We start from the raw sequence: 18,644 nt of genomic DNA on the forward strand, positions 1-18,644 counted from the left end.
CCGCGCTCAGTGACAAATCTCACAGTCACGGCTCGTCCAATCGGCCATTCTGTCGGGCCGCGCTGAACGCGGGCTTCGGACCGGGCCGGATCAAGAGGAGCGAGATGGTCGAAAGGGCCTATGTCGACGAGTTGCTGGAGACCTACGTCCTCTCCCTGGCGGGACTGGACCAGTGTCCCGATATCGTCGCTGACGAGGTCAAGAGCCGCCTGACGGCCAATGTCGAGCGCGCCGAGCAGGCATTCGCCCAGGCCGTCGCCGATGGGCTCGACGGCGGGACGGACGGGCTCCGGAATGCCGTGAGGGACCTCGCCGACGCCAACGAGACCGTCCGATCGGCCTTCCACACCGGCCGTTCGATCGGCGACCTGCTGGTCGATCTCGAGCGGGCGACCGCGCAGGCCGGGCGGGTGCTCGCGGCCGGCCGGGCCTGACCCGAAGGTCCCGCTCAGGCTTCCCGGCGGTAGAGGAAGCAGTTGTCGGCCTTGGGCATCCGGATGCCTTCGTAGAAGGACATCGCCGTCGGCGCCGACAGGAGCAGCGTGGTGGTCTTCGGCCCGCCGGCCTCCCGGCGGGTCTCCTCGATCAGCCGCTTGCCGATTCCCTTACCCTGGCATTCCCTGTCGACGGCGAGATCGGACAGGTAGCAGCAGAAGCAGAAGTCGGTGAGCGACCGGGCGAAGCCCACCAGTCGGCCATCCTGCCGCGCGGTCACGATCAGGTTCGCATGGGCCAGCATGCGCTCGACGCGGCCGCGGTCCTCGATCGGGCGGTTGAGCCCCGACTTGCGCACGACGTCGATGTACTCGTCGGCGCCGAGATGGTCTTCGCGGGCGTACACGATGCTCATGGGGTCAGCCATCCTCTCAGCGCGGCAGTGACGTCGTCGGGTTTTTCCAGCGGACTCATATGGCCGCATTCTTCCACGACCACCAGCCGCGAGGTGGCGATGTCGGCGGCCATCTTCTGCGACTGCGGCGGGGGCGTCGCCCGATCCTCGCGCCCGACGATCACCAGGGTCGGCACCCGGATGTCGACCAGAAGGGGGCGGCTGTCGGGGCGGCCCATGATCGCCGTCTGCTGCCGCACGAAGCCCTCGGCTCCGACCTCGCGGGCCATGTCGACGATCGGCTGAGTGATCGCGGTGTCGCGCAAATGGCTGCGATGGACGATCTGGCGCAGCAACGACGGTCGCACGCCATGGAAGCGCCCGATCTTCGTCTGCTCGAGCAGGCCTTGCCGGCGCTTCGTCGCTTCGGGCGTGTCGGGGACGGCCTGGGTGTCGAGGAGCGCCAGCCGCTCCACGCGCTCGGGTGCCTGTCGCAAGATCTCGAACGCGACGTAGCCGCCCATCGAGAAGCCGGCCAGCGCGAAGCGCCGCGGCGCGGCGGCGAGTGCCGCGCCCGCCAACGCCGCCATCGTGTCGTGGTGCCACAGCTCGGGCACGATGCAGTCGGCGATGTCCGAGAGGCCGGCGATCTGATGCTCGAACAGCCGGCGCGTGTTGAGCAGGCCCGGGAGCATCACGAGGGGCGTTCCCGCCATGGCCCGGCCCGCCGCCTAGATCTGGATCTGGTTGCCCAGCTCGATCGCACGATTCGGCGGAATGCGGAAGAAGGTCTTCGTCGCGGAGGCCGAATGCGAGAGCGAGATGAACCAGTCGCGGCGCCACTTGCCGAGCTTTGAATGCTGGCTGGGCACCAGCGTCTCGCGGCCGAGGAAGAAGCTGGTCTCCATCTCGTCGTAGGCGATGCCGTGCGGCCGGCAGGCCCTGAGCGCCTCCGGCACGTCGGGCTGCTCGGTGAAACCGTAGCGGGCGATCACGGTGTGGAACCCCTTGCCCAGGCGCTCGACCTCGACCCGGTTGGCGTCGGCGACGCGGGGCACGTCCATGGTCTCGACCTGGAGCATGATGATGCGCTCGTGCAGCACCTTGTTGTGCTTGAGATTGTGCAGGAAGGCCGCAGGCGTGTGGCTGGCGTCGGCGGTGAGGAAGACCGCGGTGCCGGCGACGCGGTCAGGGGCCCGCTCCATGCGCTCGAGGAACTGCTTCAGCGGCAGCGTGCCTTCGCTCATCTCCGTGGCGACCAGGCGTCGACCGTAGCGCCAGGTGGCGATCGTGAAGTAGATCAGGCCCGCCACCACCAGGGGCAGCCAGCCGCCGTCGGGGATCTTGAGCGCGTTGGCGATGAAGAAGGCGAGATCGGGGATCGCCAGCAGGCCGAACACGAGGGCCGCCAGCGCCGGGCTCCAGCGCCACACCAGGATGGCGACCGCCAGGGCCAGCGCGGCATCCACCAGCATCGCGCCGGTCACGGCGAGGCCGTAGGCGCCGGCCAGCGCGCCCGAGGAGCCGAAGCCCACGACCAGGGCGACGACGCCGCCCATCAGGAGCCAGTTGACGCGCGGGATGTAGATCTGGCCGATCGCGGTCTCGGACGTGTGCTGGATCTCCATGCGCGGCAGATAGCCGAGCTGGATGGCCTGGCGGGTCAGCGAGAACACCCCGGTGATCACCGCCTGGGAGGCGATGACCGTGGCGCAGGTCGAGATCACCACCAGGACGATGATGAAATCCTTGGGCACGAGCTCGAAGAAGACCTGCCGGATGCGCGACGGATCGTCGATGATGAGCGCGCCCTGGCCGAAGTAGTTGAGGAGCAGGCCGGGCATCACGATGCCCAGCCAGCCGATCCGGATCGGCCGCCGCCCGAAATGACCCATGTCGGCGTACAGCGCCTCGGCGCCGGTCACGGCCAGCACGATGGCGCCGAAGGCCCAGAAGATGCCCAGCCCCTGGTCGCCGATGAGCTCGACGGCATAGACCGGATTGACCGCCTGCAGCACGTAGGGGTTCCGGACGATCTGGACCGCGCCGAGCACGCCCAGGACCAGGAACCAGACCAGCATCACCGGCCCGAACAGGCGGCCGACATCGGCCGTGCCGCGGGCCTGGAGCATGAACAGGCCCACCAGGATGAGCAGGGCGAGCGGGACGACGAACGGCTCGAAGGTCGGCGCCACCGCCGAAAGCCCCTCGACGGCGCTCATGACCGAGATGGCCGGGGTGATGATCGCGTCGCCGTAGAACAGGGCCAGGCCGATCACCGCCAGGGTGATGATGGACCTGCGTACCCCGCGACTCTTGCCGTTCAGCCCGTGGCTGGCCAGGGTCGCCAGCGCCAGCACGCCGCCTTCGCCCTTGTTGTCGGCGCGCATGATCAGGGTGACGTATTTGATGGTGACGGTGAGCGTCACCGCCCAGAACAGGGTCGACAGGACGCCCAGCACGTGCACCGGCGTCGGCGCCAGGCTCGTATCGTGCAGGAAGGTCTCGCGCAGGGCGTAGAGCGGACTGGTGCCGATATCCCCGAACACCACCCCCAGCGCGCCCACGACCAGGGCGGGCGTAGCCTCAGTGTGGGAATGGGGGGCGACGTCGGAAGCGGTCGACGGGCTGGTACTGTCTGATGCCATGGAAGTCGAACGCCGCCCTGGGTGGCGGCGGCGCGCCGGTGTGCGCCCCCGCCCAAGGACTGTCAACGCACCATTGGGGGGTGCGTTGCGACGAAAGCGCTTGACTTGCCGGGCGGCGGGTTCCGCCATGGGTCATGGCGCTCTCCCAGGCCCACGCCGACGTCAGCGATCCCCGCCTCTATCGCGAAGATTCGTGGTCCGGGCATTTTGCCCGCCTGCGCCGCGACGATCCCGTGCACCGGCACGAGGCCAGCCCCTACGGACCCTACTGGTCGGTCACCCGATACGCCGACATCATGCGGGTCGAGCTCGACCCGGCGACCTATTCGTCGGCGTCGGAGATGGGCGGGATCCAGATTGCCGACCAGCCCAGGGGCCAGGAACTCCCCAACTTCATCCGCATGGATCCGCCGCGCCACACGGCACAGCGCCGGACCGTGGCGCCCATCGTGGCGCCGACCAACCTCGCCAACATGGAGGGGCTGATCCGCGAGCGTACGGCTTCGGTCCTCGACGCCCTGCCGCGCAACGAGGTGTTCGACTGGGTCGACCGGGTCTCGACCGAGCTCACCGCGCTGATGCTGGCGACCCTGTTCGACTTCCCGCAGGCGGAGCGGCGCAAGCTCACCCACTGGTCCGACGTCGCCATCGCCAATGTCGAGGCCGAGGATGCCGTGGTCCGCAGCGAGGCCGAGCGCATGGCCGAGCTGCGCGAGATGGGCGCGACCATGGCGGCGCTGTGGAAGGAGCGCGCCGCCCAGCCGCCGAAGTTCGACCTGATCTCGATGATGGCCCACGCCGAGGCGACGCAGAACATGCCGCCCAACGAGTTCATCGGAACGTTCGGGCTGCTGATCGTGGGCGGCAACGACACGACGCGCAACTCGATGACCGGCGGGCTGATGGCGGCGGCGGCCAATCCCGGGGAAATCGACAAGGTCCGGCGCGACGCCGCCCTGATGCCGAGCCTGGTCTCGGAGATCATCCGCTGGCAGACGCCGGTCATCCACATGCGGCGCACGGCGACCCGCGACGTCGAGCTGGCGGGCCGCACCATCCGGCGCGGCGACAAGGTGGTGATGTGGTACGTCTCGGGCAATCGCGACGAGGAGGCGATCGAGGCGCCCGAGCAGTTCGTCGTCGGCCGGCCGCGGGCGCGTCATCATCTGGCGTTCGGCGCCGGCATCCATCGCTGCGTCGGCGACCGGCTGGCCGAGATGCAGCTCCGCATCCTGTGGGAGGAGATCCTGGGTCGCGACCTCGCCATCGAGATCGTCGGCCCGCCGGTCCGCCTCTACTCGAACTTCATCCGCGGCATCCGCTCGCTGCCGGTCGTCATCCGCGCCTGAGCCTCTTCGCCGCCGGCTTTGCCTTCGCCGGCGATTTCGGCGCCTTGGGCGGCAGCGTCCCGACGAAGGCGATGGCGCGGTCGAGCCAGCCGCCGAGGCCCTTCGCGTCGGCGACGATCGCAGCCGGCAGCACGACGTACTCGCGCATCGGCCGGCCGCCCGGCGCGAACGGCACGGCGGCGGCATCGAGGCTCGCCGTCGCGCGGTCGGCCTCCGACAGCCGCACCATCATCTGGTCCTGGAAGAGGCCGGTCAGCATGTTGCCGTTCAGAAAGGCGCAGGGGTAGCCGAACATCTGACGGCGCTCGACGCCCGGCCGGCCGGCGATCGCCGCATCGAAGGCCGCGACCAGCTCGGACGGCGCCTTCTTCCACGTTCCCTTCATGGATTGCCCCGCACCGTCGCCAATCCGTCGGCGAAGGCCTGCTGCAGCAGCCAGACGTCACCGGCGATGGCGACGAAATCGTAGCCCATGGCGGCGAACTGCGCGCCCTGCCGCGCGTCGACCGACAGGCGGCCGACCGACTTGCCATGCTTGCGGGCGGCCTCGATCGTCGCCTTCTCCGCCTTGGCGAAGTCGGGATGGTCGAACGCGCCGGGCTCGCCCATGGCCACGGAGAGGTCATTGTGGCCCAGCCACAGCATGTCCACGCCGGGCAGGGCGGCGATCGCGTCGGCCTGGGCGGCGCCGCGCGGATCCTCGATCTGCAGGATGATGGCGGTGCGCGCATTCTGCTCGGCGAGGCGGGGCAGCAGCGGCTCCCGCCGCATGGCGTAGCGCTCGTGGGCGAGGCCAAGCGCCACGCCGCGCGTGCCGTCGGGCCAGTACTTGGCGGCCTCGAGCACGGCCTTGGCCTGCTCCACCGAGGACACGATGGGAACCATGACGCCGTCGGCGCCGGTGTCCAGGGCACGCGATATGTGGTGGCGCTGCTGGCTGGGCACGCGCACGACCAGCGGCAGGCCGGCCGCCTGGCAATAGCGCACGACCTGGCGGACGGTATCGAAACCGAAACCGGCATGCTCCATGTCGAGCACCGCGTAGTCGGCGCCGGCGGCCTTGAGGATCTGGCCGATGCCGGGCGTGGCGAACTCGAACACGAATGTCCCGACTTTCGTTGCGGACGTTCCAACGAGTGAACGCACACCGGATGACGCCATTGTTCCTTCCCCCTCTTGCGACCGCGATGCTAGCGTCGCCCGTCCAGGACGACCACCCACCCGAGGGAGACTGACATGAAGCTCTACTACATGCCCGGCGCCTGCTCGATCGGCATCCACGTGCTGCTCGAGGAGATCGGCAAGCCCTACGACCTGCACAAGATCGACGGCGCCAAGCAGGAGCAGTACGGACCGGACTTCGTGAAGCTCAACCCGAAGTCCAAGGTGCCGACCCTGCAGCGCGACGACGGCTCGGTGCTCACGGAGTTCCCCGCCATCGCCACCTGGCTCGCGCGCAAGAATCCCGACAAGGGCCTGCTGCCGAGCGATCCCGACGCCGAGGCCCGCGTGCTCGAGGCGATGGACTACGTCGTCTCCACCATGCACATGCAGGGCTTCTCGCGCATGTTCCGCCCGGCCAACTACGCGCCGAGCGAGGCCGACCACGACAAGGTCAAGGCGCGCGGCAAGGAGATCATGGAGAAGGGCCTCGCCATCATGGACAAGGCGCTGGAAGGCAAGGAGTACATCGCCGGCCAGTTCTCCGTCGCCGACGCCGCGCTGTTCTACGTCGAGTTCTGGGCGGCGGCGCGCATGAAGATGACGCTGCCCAAGAACTGCGCCGCCCACTACGAGCGCATGAAGAACCGTCCGGCGGTGAAGCGCACGTTCGAGCAGGAAGGCCTCACGGCCGCCGTCTGACGATCGCGGGCGGTCCGCCCCGATGTCATCCTGAGCACAGCGAAGGATCTCATGCCGGCCGCCGGCGGCGATGAGGTCCTTCGCTGACGCCGGGGACGACACACGCTCATGTCTCTGCCGATTTCCCTCCGATCCCGCCTCCGCCTGCCGCTGATCGCGGCGCCGATGTTCCTCGTGTCGGGACCGGCGCTGGTGACGGCGGCCTGCCGCGCGGGCGTGATCGGTTCCTTCCCGACGGCCAACTGCCGCACGGTCGAGGAGCTCGACCGCTGGCTGGCCGACATGGGCGCGGACCTGAAGCGCGCCGCCGACGAGACAGGGCGGGCGCCGGCGCCGCTCTGCCCCAACCTGATCGTCCACCGGTCCAATCCGCGCGTGCGCGAGGACCTGGCGGCCGTGCTGCGCCACGGGGCCGAGATGGTGATCACCAGCGTCGGCTCGCCCGAGCCGGTGCTGCCGGCGCTGAAGGACGCGGGCTGCCTGGTGCTGGCCGACGTCGCCTCCGTGCGCCACGCCGAGAAGGCGGTGGCGGCCGGCGTCGACGGGCTGGTGCTGCTGACGGCGGGCGCCGGCGGCCAGACCGGCTGGGCCAATCCCTTCGCCTTCGTGCGGGCGGTCCGCGCCTGCTGGGACGGCATCGTCGTCATGGCGGGCGGCATGGCCGACGGCCACGCGGTGGCCGCGGCCGAGATGCTGGGCTGCGACCTCGCCTACATGGGCACCCGGTTCATCGCCACGCGCGAGAGCCTGGCCAAGGACGGCTACAAGCAGATGCTGGTGAAGAGCCGGCTCGACGACGTGCTGCTGACGCGGGCCTTCACCGGGCTCGAGACGAACATGCTGCGTCCGTCGATCGCGGCCGCCGGCCTCGATCCCGACAACCTGCCGGTCCGCGGATCGATCGACATCTCGAAGGACATCAATGCCGCCGAGCGCGAGCGGCAGGAGGCCGCGGGCTCGGGGGCCAGGCGCTGGAAGGACATCTGGAGCGCCGGCCACTCGGTTTCGGGCGTGGCCGACGTGCCGACGGTCGCCGAGCTGGTGGCCCGGACGGCGGCCGAATACGCCGCCGCGAAGGGGTCAGTGCAGGGCGTACAGTCCTGAGGCGAAGCGGAATTCCGCCGGCTTGATCAGGGCCGTGTTGGCCACCCGCACCCGGTGCAGCTTGCCGTCGAGATTGCTTTCCCAGAACTCGAGGAATTTCGCGAGGGCGGGGAAGCGCGGGGCGAGATCCAGGTTCTGCCAGACGAAGCTTTGCAGCACGTGCCGATGATCCGGCATCCAGTAGAGGATCTCGGCCGTGGTGATGCGATAGTCGTCGAGTTGCGCAACAAAACTACGATCCATTGAGCCACCCCCTTGACACGACACAGGTAAGGGAATAGTCACGCACCCTTCACCAAAAATCAATATTCTTTATTTAAATCAAAGGCTTAGCAGCAGTCTCGTGAGATTGCTGCTAGTGCGAAGTGACTTCGTCTCCATCGCTTGACTCCGGCCCGGCATGCCCCTAAATCCTGCGCGCATTGGCACTCACCGTAGGAGAGTGCTGACAGCAGGTTCTCGCGGCCTTCCGGTCGCGGCAGGCACAACCAGGATCCATTGGAGGACAAGCATGAAGTTCCGTCCGCTTCACGATCGCGTCGTGGTCAAGCGCGTCGCGGAGGAGGAGAAGACCCGGGGCGGCATCATCATTCCGGACACGGCCAAGGAAAAGCCGATGGAGGGCGAGGTCGTCGCCGTCGGTCCGGGAGCCCGTGATGAGAAGGGCGCGCTGGTCGCTCTCGACGTCAAGGCCGGCGACCGCATCCTGTTCGGCAAGTGGTCCGGCACCGAGGTCAAGCTCGACGGCGTCGAGTACCTCATCATGAAGGAAAGCGACATCATGGGAATCCTCGAGGGTTCCGCGGCAGCCACCAAGAAGGCCGCCTGATCGCTTCCGATCCATCCGTTCCAGACATTCCAACCAAGAGGGATAAGCAATGGCAGCCAAGGAAGTCCGCTTCAGCGGCGACGCACGCGAGCGCATGCTGCGCGGCGTCGACATTCTCGCCAACGCGGTCAAGGTGACGCTGGGCCCGAAGGGCCGCAACGTCGTGCTCGACAAGAGCTTCGGCGCGCCGCGCATCACCAAGGACGGCGTCACCGTCGCCAAGGAGATCGAGCTCGGCGACAAGTTCGAGAACATGGGCGCCCAGATGGTGCGCGAAGTGGCCTCGAAGACCAACGACATCGCCGGTGACGGCACGACGACGGCGACCGTGCTCGCCCAGGCGATCGTGCGCGAGGGCGTGAAGTCGGTCGCGGCCGGCATGAACCCGATGGACCTCAAGCGCGGCATCGACCTCGCCGTCGACGCGGCCGTCGAGGACATCAAGGCCCGCGCCAAGAAGATCACGGGCTCCGACGAGGTCGCCCAGGTCGGCACCATCTCGGCCAACGGCGACAAGTCGATCGGCAAGATGATCGCCGAGGCGATGAAGAAGGTCGGCAACGAGGGCGTGATCACGGTCGAGGAGGCCAAGAGCCTCGAGACCGAGCTCGACGTCGTCGAGGGCATGCAGTTCGACCGCGGCTACCTGTCGCCGTACTTCATCACCAACGCCGACAAGATGATCGCGGAGCTCGACAGCCCGTACATCCTGCTGTTCGAGAAGAAGCTCTCGGGCCTGCAGGCGATGCTGCCGGTGCTCGAGGCGGTCGTGCAGTCGGGCAAGCCGCTGCTGATCATCGCCGAGGACGTCGAGGGCGAGGCGCTGGCCACCCTGGTCGTCAACAAGCTGCGCGGCGGCCTCAAGATCGCTGCCGTCAAGGCGCCGGGCTTCGGTGATCGCCGCAAGGCGATGCTGGAGGACATGGCGATCCTGACCGGCGGCCAGCTGATCTCCGAGGATCTCGGCATCAAGCTCGAGAACGTGACGCTCGACATGCTGGGCAAGGCCAAGCGCGTCATCGTCGAGAAGGAGAACACCACGATCGTCGACGGCGCCGGCAAGAAGGCCGACCTCGAGGGCCGCATCAGCCAGATCCGCGCCCAGATCGAGGAGACCACCTCGGACTACGACCGCGAGAAGCTCCAGGAGCGCCTGGCCAAGCTGGCGGGCGGTGTCGCCATCATCAAGGTCGGCGGCGCCACCGAGGTCGAGGTCAAGGAGAAGAAGGACCGCGTTGACGACGCCATGCACGCCACCAAGGCGGCCGTGGAAGAGGGCGTGGTCGCCGGCGGCGGTTCGGCTCTGCTGTACGCCATCCGTGCGCTCGACAAGCTGCGCTCGGCCAACGACGACCAGAAGGTCGGCATCGAGATCGTGCGTCGCGCGCTGCAGGCGCCGGTCCGCCAGATCGCCGAGAACGCCGGCTTCGACGGCGCGGTGGTCGCGGGCAAGATGCTCGACCAGAAGGACGCGAACTACGGCTTCGACGCCCAGAAGGGCGACTATGTCGACATGATCAAGTCCGGCATCATCGATCCGGTCAAGGTCGTGCGCACCGCCCTGCAGGACGCCGCCTCGGTGGCCGGACTGCTGGTGACGACCGAAGCCATGGTCGCCGAGAAGCCCGAGAAGAAGGCCCCGATGGGCATGCCGCCGGGCGCCGGTGGCATGGGCGGCGACATGGACTTCTAAAGTCCGGTCGACGACAGAGGATACGGAAGGGCCGGGGAGCGATCCCCGGCCTTTTCTTTTGCGCGCCTCCGGTCGGTCGGCGCTGCGGTCGGGACGACAGAGGCGAGTGGCGGGATCGACCCCGACGCAACAATCCGATTGGTCGATGATTCCCTTGTCATCCTTACATGGGGCTTGAGAAGTCAAGAGGTAGTCACGGTTCTGCCGTCTGGTTTTTTTGCCGGTGACAGGATGACGTCTTGGGTGCTTGCGTTGGGACGTTGGGCATTGCTGGGGCGCTCGTCGCTGGACGGCATCACCTTACATACGGTCCGGCGACAGTTGAGCCGGTACCCTGGTTCCTCATGCACGCGTGAGGCTTTGCCCAAGAGACGATGAGACCCCTCTGAGACGGCGGCGCCGTACGGTCCTTGGATGACAACGGTCATCATCCGTCCCTCTTCAAGGCACCCTCTGCTCCTCTGCTAGACGGCGCGCAGCTGGGCGCCGTCGGGCACCACGCCATGGTGGAGGAAGCGCCACAGCGCGACCATCAGCTTGCGTGCCAGGGCGACGATGGCGATGCGCTTGCCGGCCCCCTTCTGCTGGCCGACGCGTTCACGGAACCAGCGGCTGAGCGCGCTGGCGGGCTGATTGCGCAGCCACAGCCAGGCGAGCTGCACCGCGATGGTGCGGGCGCGCGCATTGCCGGCCTTGCTGATGCCCTGCTCATGACGACTGTCGCCACTGTTGTAGGGCGTGCCGGTCAGCCCGAAGTAGCTGCCGACCTGGCGGCGGTTCTGGAAGTCGCGGAAGAAGGCCTCGCCGACCAGGATCTGGCTGCCGACGGGGCCCAGGCTCCTGAGTTCGAGGAGCTGGTTGACCCTGGCCGCCATGCTGCTGACGGGAGCGACCTTGCGCACCGCCCGGGCTTGCGCCTCGATCTCGTCGAGTTGTTCCTCCACCAGCAGCAGCCGGCTATGTTCGCGCCTCAGTTCAGCCACCAGATGATCCGGCAGGGGCCGACCGTCGCCGGTGCACAGCGTCGCCAGCCACGCCGCGAAGTCCTTGGCCCGGCCCCAGGTCTGGCGAACGCCCTGGCCGTGCAGCAGGCCCTTCAGCCGATTGACGTGGCTGGTTCGCTCCTTGACCAGCCGCTGTCGCTCGCGTGACGGCCGCCGCTCATCTTCCTGCGCCGCCGTCGGAACGTGCACCGCCCTGCAGGCGAGGCGATCGCCACCCTCCAGCCGCAGCAGGGCACGCATCAGTTTCTCCAGGTCCAGCCGGTCGGTCTTGGCGCGCCGCGCCCGGCGGTCGACCTCCACGCTCGCCGCATCGAGGACCCGGCTCTCGATCCCCTGCGCCTCGAGCCAGCGATGCAGCCAAAAGCCATCGTAGCCGGCCTCGTAGCAGCTCACGACCCGCGCGGCCTCGCCGAGCTTCTTGGCGGCTCTGGCACGGGCCTTGCCGATCAACTCCGACACCGCAGCCACATCACCCCCGGCCACCGTGTACTGGCTCAGCTTGCCGAGGCCCGGGACCACGATGCCCAGCTTCCACTTCGCCTTGCCCAGTTCAAACGCCACGAACACTGTGCGATGCTCCACCCCAGCGGCGAGGGTGTCGAAGATGTATGGGGACTTCATTGGCTCCTCTGTAGGTTCGGTGGGTCACGCTCCAAGCCTACCTCTCGACCTCTCGTCGCCCCATAGAATCTGAGCGCAGCGAAGGATCTCATGCTCGCTGCACACGGCGATGAGGTCCTTCGCTTCGCTCAGGACGACAGAGGCAGACTTCCCCCGAACCGCACCGCTGTCATCCCGAGGCCACAGGCCGAGGGACCCTTCCCGTGGCCTCAAAGGTCCCTCGCTACGCTCGGGATGACAGGGGTGCGTGTGACTAAAGGCGGCTTTGGCGATGACGACACCGCTGTCATTCCGAGGCCGCAGGCCGCGGGACCTTTCCGGTGGCCTCAAAGGTCCCTCGCTGCGCTCGGGATGACAGAGGTGCGTGTGACTACAGGCAGCTTTGACGATGACGACACCGATGTCATCCCGAGGCCGCAGGCCGAGGGACCTTTCTCCGGCTCGAAGGTGCATGTGACGGCGCGGCAACGACCGTTATGCTGATGCCGATGCCAGCTACCCCACCCCTCTCCGTCAAAGGCGTCCTGATCCACGACGGGCGCGTGCTGCTGCTGCTGAACGAGCGCGGCGAGTGGGACCTGCCGGGCGGTCGCCCCGATCCGGGCGAGGACCATCGCGCGGCGCTCGCACGCGAGGTGCGGGAGGAGGCTGGTCTCGACGTCGCGGTCGAGGCGGCGCTGGACGAGCACCTGTTCGAGGTCCTGCCGGGCCGCTTCGTGCGCATCCTGCCGTTCGTCTGCCGACTTGTCGGTGGCAACGCCATCGCGCTCAGTTCAGAGCATCTGGAGGCACGCTGGATACCCCTCGAGGACCTTGGCGAGAGTTTGGCTGGCCACCGTCTGCCGGCCGGCTATCTCTCGGCCATCAGGATGTCGCAACGGCTTGCCGATGCGCGCTGAGACAGCGGCGGCCCGCGATGTGCTGCGAGGGAGGACTGCCGCCTGCGTTCTGTGGCTGAGCATCAGCCTGTATCTGCTCAGCCTTTCCCAGATCGCGATCTGTCTCGATCCGGGCGAATGCTACCGCGGCTGGGAAGTCCTGGCTTTCGGATGGTTGGGCATCGGCCAACTTGCGAACCTCACGTGGCTCGCCAATCCGCTACTTTTCTTTGGTTGGCTGTTTGCTCCGAGTGGCCCCAGGTTTCTGGCCGCGTCGTTTTGCGGAGCCGCCCTCATGATTGCGGGCGCATTCCTGTTCGCGACGGAGGCCACCGGGTCCGCTCCGGGCGGCTTTCTACGCGAAGCCGATCTGGTGAGCCGAGGAGCAGGCTATTGGCTCTGGCTTGCGAGCAGCGCTACGGCGCTTGCAGCAGCGCTGCTCTTTCCTCGCAGCAAGCTGCGATGGCCTTGACCCGTCACCGGCCCGCGATTCGCCAGGCGATCTCCCAGCCGCGGTCGCCGAGCGAACGGGTCGTCTGAACCGCGAGGAAGCGGTCGTGCGCCGCGGCGGCGCCGAGCCACAGCTCGTTCCAGGCGTCGAAGGCCGCGAGCGGATCGGGCAGGGCGAGCTCGCGCACCGCCCGCCAGCCGGCCTGGCGCACCGTGACGGCGCCGTCGGCTTCCACGGTCTCGACCTCCTCGCCCTGCGCGGCCAGCACCGCCGACAGCCAGCGCGCGAAGGCCCGCGCGCTGTCGCGGTCGCCGCGCTCCAGGTCGGTCGGCAGGTCCATCTCGCGCGCCGTCTCCTCGTGGAACTGCAGGCCGACCAGGCGGGCGACGCGCCCCAGCTCCTGTCGCGCATCCTCGCCGCCGAGCTGCTCCTGCAGGGTCGGCAGCATGGTCCGCAGGTACTCCACCGCGTACGACCGGAAGGTGCGCAACTGCCGCTCCTCGGGCCAGCTCGCCGTTTCGAGCTTCGGCTGGGCCGCCCAGTCGACTCGCGGCATCTCCTCGTCGTAGGCGAAGCGCACGCGCTCCTCCTCGGCGATCGGCCTTCCATGGTCGAAGTAGTAGCCTTCGAGACCGGGCTTGCCGTCGACCGTCATGCCGGTGCAGACGAAGCCCAGGCGGGGATTGCCGAGCGACACGCCGTTGTGGCCGTGCCAGCCGTGCAGCATCGCCGCCGATACCGAATGCGGTACCGCGGCGATCGCCGTGCCGCGCCAGATCCAGCGCGGCGGCGGATAGCGCACCCAGGCCTTGGCGTCGCTCTCGCGCAGGTAGCCCGTCTTCACGCCGCCCAGCGCGTTGGAGTGATAGTGATAGAGGGCGCAGGCCGGCGCGTCCTTCTCGTCGGCCAGGCCGAGCTTCTGCAGGCCGGGCAGGAACTTCTCGAGATGCTGGCGGCGGAAGTGGCGGAACACATAGTCGCGCGCCGTCTCCTCGCCGCGCCGCGTGACGAGCCCCAGGATCAGGGCCGTCATCAGGGCATTGTAGAGAGTCCCGACGGCGCGATATGCCGCCGCGTCGGCGCCCGGCTCAGCCACTATGGCCGTCGACGAGGATCGCCTTCGACCTGCCGGCCTTGACGCGCATGGCGAGCACCGGCTTGTAGTCGTCCGAATCGTAGAACTTCTCCGCCGCCTCGTAGCTCGGGAACTCCAGGACGACCACGCGCGAGGGCTTCCAGTCGCCCTCCAGCGTGCGCATCTTGCCGCCGCGCACGATGAACCTGCCGCCGAACTTGGCGACCAGCCCGGGCGTGTGCTTGCGGTACTCGGCCATCAGGGCCTCGTCGGTCGTCTCGATCTCGACGATGATGTAGGCGGCCACGTCGCTTCCTCCTCAACCGGTTTCCATGGGCAGGCTGGCGTCGTTCGACCATTCCTGCATGGAGTTGTCGTACACCGAAACGTTCCGGTGGCCCAGCAGCGCCGTCAGCACGAAGGCATCGAGCGTCGCGGCGATGCCGCCGCCGCAATAGACCAGGATGCGCTTGTCAGGCGTCGTGCCGACGCCCTCGAACGCGGCGCGCAGTTCGGCGAGCGGCTTCAGCGTCTTGTCCGGCCCGAACAGGCTCGCCGCCGGTACGCAGGACGAGCCGGCGATGCGGCCGGCCCGGCCATAGACCACGCCGCCCGCGCCCTTGTGCTGCTCGTGGCTGAGCGCGTTCAGCGTCAGCGTGTCCTTCCGGCCGATCGCCGCCTTGATCGCATCCTTGTCGACGAAGATCTCCGGCCGGCGGCGCAGGGTCAGCGTCGCCGCGGGATAGGTCGTGGACTCGGTCGAGAGCGGACGGCCCTCTTCCTTCCACTTGTCGAGCCCGCCGTCGAGGATGGCGGCATCGTCGAAGCCGACGGCGCGCAGCATCCACCAGATCCGCGTCGCCCAGTTCGGCGTGGCGTGGCTGTAGAGGACCACGAACGTGCCGTGGCCGATGCCCTTGGCGGCGAAGGCGCGGGTCAGCACGTCGAGCGGCGGCAGGGTGAAGCGCAGCGGCGAGGCGGTGTCGGACAGCTCGCCGCCGAGGTCGAGGAAGGCGGCGCCCGGAATGTGGCCGGCCTCGTAGTTGGCGCGGCCGCTCTCGGCGTTGTAGCCGCCCTCGGGACGCGGCCGCAGGTAGGTGGTGCAGTCGAAGAGACGGAGACCCGGCGCGCCCAGGCGGCGCGCCAGCTCCTCCGTCGAGATCAGCGCTGCGGAATGCGCGGCCATCGTTCCCTCCCTCGGTTCGGGAGAGCTTAGCCGTCACCCCGCGCGGAGCGAAGCGCGGTTGAAGGCCGGTCCGTGGGGCCGGCCCGCGGGGTCAGATGGTCTTCTGCGGCAGCGGCGGGACGGCGACCGTGCCGTTCGCGGCCGGGACCGGGGCGGCGGCGGGCGGCGCGAGCTGGCCGACATCGGGCTGCTTGGGCGCCGACGGCTGCGGCGTGGTCTTCTTGGACTTCTTGGCCGTCGTCGCGTTGGCCGTCTTCGTGGGCTTGTGGGACTTGGCGCTGATCTTCTTGAGGCAGGCCGTGCGGGCGCTCGAGGTCTTCTGCTTCTGGCAGTAGGCGGCCGTGCCCGGCTTGGCCTTCGCCGCCGGTGTGGGGGTCGCCGCCGGCGTGTTCTCGTCCTGGGCGTAGGAAGGCACCGCCATGGCGACCGCCACCACGGCGGCCAATCCGGCAATGAGCAGACGCATTTTCGCTTTCTCCCGGGCCGCGTGAGGGGGATTGCGGCCACATTTCGCTGAAAAATACTACGTCTTTTCGGCTATTTATGTCAATTTCCTAATAGTTTAGTCCAAGTGAAATACGAGTCCCGCGTGCGCGCCATCCTCGACGTCGCCCTGCCGATCTTCGGCCTGATCCTGACCGGCTACCTGGCCGGCCGGTGGCGCATCCTGGGCCGCGAGGCGACGTCGGCGCTGAACGCCTTCGTGAGCTACTTCGCCCTGCCGGTGCTGTTCTTCGGCACGCTCGCCCGCACGCCGGTCCGGGCCGTGCTCGACCCCGCCCTGCTGGCGGGCTTCGGCGCGGTCGTGGTCGCGACCTTCGTCCTCGGCATGGCGGCGACGCGGCTGATGGGCCGCCGCGGCCTCGCGGCCATGAGCCTGCAGGGCATCGCCGCCTCGTGGGGCAATGTCGGCTACATGGGCGTGCCGCTCTGCCTCGCCGCCTTCGGCGAGGACAGCCTGCCGCCGGCCATGCTGACGGTGATCGTGACGGCGGTCGTCGCCATGGTGATCGGCGTCATGCTGATCGAGCTCGAGGTCGCGGCCGGCCACGGGCCGCTGCGGACCTTCCTGCGGGCCGCCTTCAACGTCGCGCGCAATCCGCTGCCGCTGTCGATCGCGCTCGGCATGGTGGTGTCGGCGGTCGGCCTGCCGGTGCCGACTCCGGTCGAGAAGTGGATCGACCTGCTGGGCGCCGCGGCCGGCCCCTGCGCGCTCTTCGCCATCGGCCTCTTCCTGTCCGACAAGTCGATCCGGAGCGGCCTCGCCGAGGCGGGAACGGCGACGGCGATCAAGCTCCTGGTGCAGCCGGCCCTCGCGTGGCTCGTGCTGCCGCTGTTCGTCGACCTCAAGGGAATCCCGGGTCAGGTCGCGCTGCTGATGGCCGCCCTGCCGACCGCGGCCAATGCCTTCGTGCTGGCCAAGCAGTTCGACGTCTCGGTCGAGCAGAATACGGCGGCGGTCCTGCTGTCCACGGCCTTCTCGGTGGTCACCGTTTCTGCTCTATTGGTGATGTTGCGCATTTCCTGACGACCAGAAGAATAGGCACGACCCAAAGGGGAGATGGACATGCTGCAGGAATTCAAGAAGTTCGCGATGCGGGGCAGCGTCGTCGACCTCGCGATCGGCGTCATCATCGGCGCCGCGTTCGGCAAGATCATCGATTCGATGGTCAACGACATCATGATGCCGATCATCGGCTGGGTGGCGGGCGGCCTCGATTTCAGCAACTACTTCCTCGGCCTGACCTCGGCCGCCGAGCAGGCGCCGACCTACGATGCGGCCAAGAAGGCGGGGGCCGCCGTGGGCTACGGCCAGTTCATCACCGTGACGGTGAACTTCGTCATCATCGCCTGGATCCTATTCCTGGTCGTCAAGGGCATGAACCGGCTGATGGTGAAGGAGCAGTCCACCCCGCCGCCGCCCGCGCCGCCGACCAAGGAAGAAGTGCTACTGACGGAAATCCGCGACCTCCTGAAGGCCTCGGCGCCGCCGTCGTCCCGAGCGTAATCCCTGTGTCGGGATGACAGTGCGCGCGTGACGGCGGGCTGCCCTGGCCCGGAAGACACCGCTGTCATCCCGAGGCCGAAGGCCGAGGGACCTTTGGGCGGCTCGAAAGGTCCCTCGCTACGCTCGGGATGACATCGAGTCTGTATCGGGCAACTGTCTCTCCCCTATGCCGCGCTGCGTGCGGCTTCGCCCGGAAGGACCGCGGCGTCGAGCCGGCGCGCCAGCCCCTCGGAGATGCGCGTCAGCGGCAGGCGGCATTCGGGCGAGGCGATCAGCCCCTGCCGCCACAGAAGGTGCTTGATCGGCATCGGATTGGCCTCGGCGAACAGCAGCGGCACGAAGGCGGCGAGCGGCGCCCACGCTCGCCGGGCGCCCGCCAGGTCGTTGGCGGCGAAGCGCCGGCCGACCTCGACGAACGCTCCGGTCATGACGTGGCTCGCCGCCAGGATGCCGCCGTCGGCGCCGTTCGCCATCATGGTGAAGTAGAGCGCATCCTCGCCCGTCAGCACGGAGAAGCCCCCGGGAACGTTGGCGGGCTTGCGCGCCAGCAGGTCGAGCGATTGCGCAAGGCTGCCGGAACTGTCCTTCACGCCCACGATGTTGCCGATCTCGGCCAGTTCCAGCAGCGAGTCGTTGGAGAGGTTCACGGCCGTGCGATAGGGGATGTTGTAGATCATCACCGGGCGGTCGGTCGCCGCCGCGACGGCGCGGAAGTGGGCGACCAGCCCGTCCTGGCCCGGCCGGTTGTAGTAGGGGCAGACCGAGACGATGCCGTCGAAGCGGAAGCGCTCGAGGCGGCGCAGCGCCGCGGCGACCTTGTGGGTGGCGTTGCCGCCGACGCCCACGAACACCGGCACGCGGCCGGCCACCACGTCGACCGTCCGCTCGACGATCGCGTCGATCTCGTCGGCATCGAGCGTGGGCGATTCGCCGGTCGTCCCGAGCGGGAACAGCCCGTCGACGCCCAGCCCGAGATAGTGCTCGATCAGCCGCTCGTAGCTCGCGAGGTCGACGGCGCCGTCCCGGAACGGCGTGACGAGGGGAAGCCATAGGCCGGTGATCATGTCGGTGCTCCTTCCACCGTGAAGGCTAGGGCCGGTTAATGA

The 18,644-nt window shown here is 68.4% G+C and carries 22 protein-coding genes; 10 read left to right on the forward strand and 12 right to left on the reverse strand.

Annotated elements, in window-relative coordinates; all coding sequences use genetic code 11:
• The first annotated feature begins 104 nt into the window (after positions 1-104).
• Positions 105-434, forward strand: a complete 330-nt coding sequence (locus ACO073_RS10315) for a hypothetical protein (protein WP_421997184.1) — start codon at positions 105-107, stop codon at positions 432-434.
• Positions 435-448: 14 nt separating this feature from the next.
• Here ACO073_RS10315 and ACO073_RS10320 read toward each other — a convergent pair whose 3' ends face one another.
• From ACO073_RS10320 to ACO073_RS10330, 3 genes are read right to left on the reverse strand one after another with little or no spacing between them, the layout of a single operon-like run.
• On the reverse strand, positions 449-850 hold the full coding sequence (locus tag ACO073_RS10320; RefSeq protein WP_421997186.1) for a GNAT family N-acetyltransferase: 402 nt from the start codon (positions 848-850) through the stop codon (positions 449-451).
• Positions 847-1,545, reverse strand: coding sequence for an alpha/beta fold hydrolase (locus ACO073_RS10325; protein ID WP_421997187.1), 699 nt, complete (start codon positions 1,543-1,545; stop codon positions 847-849). The genes ACO073_RS10320 and ACO073_RS10325 overlap by 4 nt, the downstream gene beginning before the upstream one ends.
• A gap of 15 nt (positions 1,546-1,560) precedes the next feature.
• Positions 1,561-3,477, reverse strand: a complete 1,917-nt coding sequence (locus ACO073_RS10330) for a potassium transporter Kup (RefSeq protein ID WP_421997188.1) — start codon at positions 3,475-3,477, stop codon at positions 1,561-1,563.
• 134 nt (positions 3,478-3,611) lie between these two features.
• On the opposite strand from ACO073_RS10330, the gene ACO073_RS10335 reads away from it, so the two are divergent.
• Positions 3,612-4,826, forward strand: a complete 1,215-nt coding sequence (locus tag ACO073_RS10335; protein ID WP_421997190.1) for a cytochrome P450 — start codon at positions 3,612-3,614, stop codon at positions 4,824-4,826.
• Here ACO073_RS10335 and ACO073_RS10340 read toward each other — a convergent pair.
• Together ACO073_RS10340 and ACO073_RS10345 are read right to left on the reverse strand one after the other, a co-directional pair.
• On the reverse strand, positions 4,813-5,211 hold the full coding sequence (locus ACO073_RS10340; protein ID WP_421997191.1) for a TfoX/Sxy family protein: 399 nt from the start codon (positions 5,209-5,211) through the stop codon (positions 4,813-4,815). The two genes, ACO073_RS10335 and ACO073_RS10340, sit on opposite strands and share 14 nt — an antisense overlap.
• A complete protein-coding gene (locus tag ACO073_RS10345) occupies positions 5,208-5,927 on the reverse strand; it encodes an HpcH/HpaI aldolase family protein (protein WP_421997192.1) in 720 nt (239 codons plus the stop codon). Before ACO073_RS10345 ends, ACO073_RS10340 begins: the two co-directional genes overlap by 4 nt.
• Positions 5,928-6,062: 135 nt before the next feature.
• On the opposite strand from ACO073_RS10345, the gene ACO073_RS10350 reads away from it, so the two are divergent.
• Both ACO073_RS10350 and ACO073_RS10355 read left to right on the forward strand, forming a co-directional pair.
• Positions 6,063-6,689, forward strand: coding sequence for a glutathione S-transferase family protein (locus tag ACO073_RS10350; RefSeq protein WP_421997193.1), 627 nt, complete (start codon positions 6,063-6,065; stop codon positions 6,687-6,689).
• Positions 6,690-6,797: 108 nt separating this feature from the next.
• Positions 6,798-7,793 carry an NAD(P)H-dependent flavin oxidoreductase gene (locus ACO073_RS10355; protein ID WP_421997194.1) on the forward strand — a complete coding sequence of 332 codons (996 nt, stop codon included), beginning with the start codon at positions 6,798-6,800 and terminating at the stop codon, positions 7,791-7,793.
• Here the strand turns inward: ACO073_RS10355 and ACO073_RS10360 are convergent.
• A complete protein-coding gene (locus ACO073_RS10360) occupies positions 7,770-8,036 on the reverse strand; it encodes an usg protein (RefSeq protein ID WP_421997196.1) in 267 nt (88 codons plus the stop codon). The two genes, ACO073_RS10355 and ACO073_RS10360, sit on opposite strands and share 24 nt — an antisense overlap.
• A 268-nt stretch (positions 8,037-8,304) precedes the next feature.
• On the opposite strand from ACO073_RS10360, the gene groES reads away from it, so the two are divergent.
• Together groES and groL are read left to right on the forward strand one after the other, a co-directional pair.
• Positions 8,305-8,622, forward strand: coding sequence for a co-chaperone GroES (gene groES / locus ACO073_RS10365; protein ID WP_421997197.1), 318 nt, complete (start codon positions 8,305-8,307; stop codon positions 8,620-8,622).
• 49 nt (positions 8,623-8,671) lie between these two features.
• Positions 8,672-10,315: a chaperonin GroEL gene (groL, locus tag ACO073_RS10370; RefSeq protein WP_421997199.1), complete on the forward strand. Its 1,644-nt coding sequence runs from the start codon at positions 8,672-8,674 to the stop codon at positions 10,313-10,315.
• A gap of 464 nt (positions 10,316-10,779) precedes the next feature.
• Here groL and ACO073_RS10375 read toward each other — a convergent pair whose 3' ends face one another.
• Positions 10,780-11,940, reverse strand: a complete 1,161-nt coding sequence (locus tag ACO073_RS10375; RefSeq protein WP_421997200.1) for an IS110 family transposase — start codon at positions 11,938-11,940, stop codon at positions 10,780-10,782.
• 488 nt (positions 11,941-12,428) lie between these two features.
• Here ACO073_RS10375 and ACO073_RS10380 point away from each other — a divergent pair, with 488 nt between their 5' ends.
• Both ACO073_RS10380 and ACO073_RS10385 read left to right on the forward strand, forming a co-directional pair.
• The gene (locus ACO073_RS10380) at positions 12,429-12,839 is read left to right on the forward strand and encodes an NUDIX hydrolase (protein ID WP_421997424.1); all 411 of its coding nucleotides are present in this window, start codon (positions 12,429-12,431) and stop codon (positions 12,837-12,839) included.
• On the forward strand, positions 12,829-13,290 hold the full coding sequence (locus tag ACO073_RS10385; protein WP_421997201.1) for a hypothetical protein: 462 nt from the start codon (positions 12,829-12,831) through the stop codon (positions 13,288-13,290). The genes ACO073_RS10380 and ACO073_RS10385 overlap by 11 nt, the downstream gene beginning before the upstream one ends.
• A 4-nt stretch (positions 13,291-13,294) precedes the next feature.
• Here ACO073_RS10385 and ACO073_RS10390 read toward each other — a convergent pair whose 3' ends face one another.
• The 4 genes from ACO073_RS10390 to ACO073_RS10405 form a co-directional block, all read right to left on the reverse strand.
• Complete coding sequence (locus tag ACO073_RS10390) at positions 13,295-14,302, reverse strand: hypothetical protein (RefSeq protein WP_421997202.1); 1,008 nt, start codon at positions 14,300-14,302, stop codon at positions 13,295-13,297.
• A gap of 55 nt (positions 14,303-14,357) precedes the next feature.
• A complete protein-coding gene (locus ACO073_RS10395) occupies positions 14,358-14,651 on the reverse strand; it encodes a DUF1330 domain-containing protein (protein ID WP_421997203.1) in 294 nt (97 codons plus the stop codon).
• 12 nt (positions 14,652-14,663) lie between these two features.
• Positions 14,664-15,530, reverse strand: coding sequence for a sulfurtransferase (locus tag ACO073_RS10400; RefSeq protein WP_421997204.1), 867 nt, complete (start codon positions 15,528-15,530; stop codon positions 14,664-14,666).
• 91 nt (positions 15,531-15,621) lie between these two features.
• The gene (locus ACO073_RS10405) at positions 15,622-15,996 is read right to left on the reverse strand and encodes a hypothetical protein (RefSeq protein WP_421997205.1); all 375 of its coding nucleotides are present in this window, start codon (positions 15,994-15,996) and stop codon (positions 15,622-15,624) included.
• 105 nt (positions 15,997-16,101) lie between these two features.
• Between ACO073_RS10405 and ACO073_RS10410 the strand changes: the two genes are divergently transcribed.
• Positions 16,102-17,058 (forward strand): AEC family transporter, encoded by a 957-nt coding sequence (locus ACO073_RS10410; RefSeq protein ID WP_421997207.1) that lies wholly within the window; start codon positions 16,102-16,104, stop codon positions 17,056-17,058.
• 39 nt (positions 17,059-17,097) lie between these two features.
• Positions 17,098-17,538, forward strand: coding sequence for a large conductance mechanosensitive channel protein MscL (gene mscL, locus ACO073_RS10415; protein ID WP_421997208.1), 441 nt, complete (start codon positions 17,098-17,100; stop codon positions 17,536-17,538).
• Between the two features lie 164 nt (positions 17,539-17,702).
• Here the strand turns inward: mscL and dapA are convergent, their stop codons facing one another.
• A complete protein-coding gene (gene dapA / locus ACO073_RS10420; protein ID WP_421997209.1) occupies positions 17,703-18,602 on the reverse strand; it encodes a 4-hydroxy-tetrahydrodipicolinate synthase in 900 nt (299 codons plus the stop codon).
• Positions 18,603-18,644: the final 42 nt, after the last annotated feature.

It is taken from the genome of Reyranella sp., assembly GCF_965229815.1.
Taxonomy (GTDB): Bacteria; Pseudomonadota; Alphaproteobacteria; order Reyranellales; family Reyranellaceae; genus Reyranella.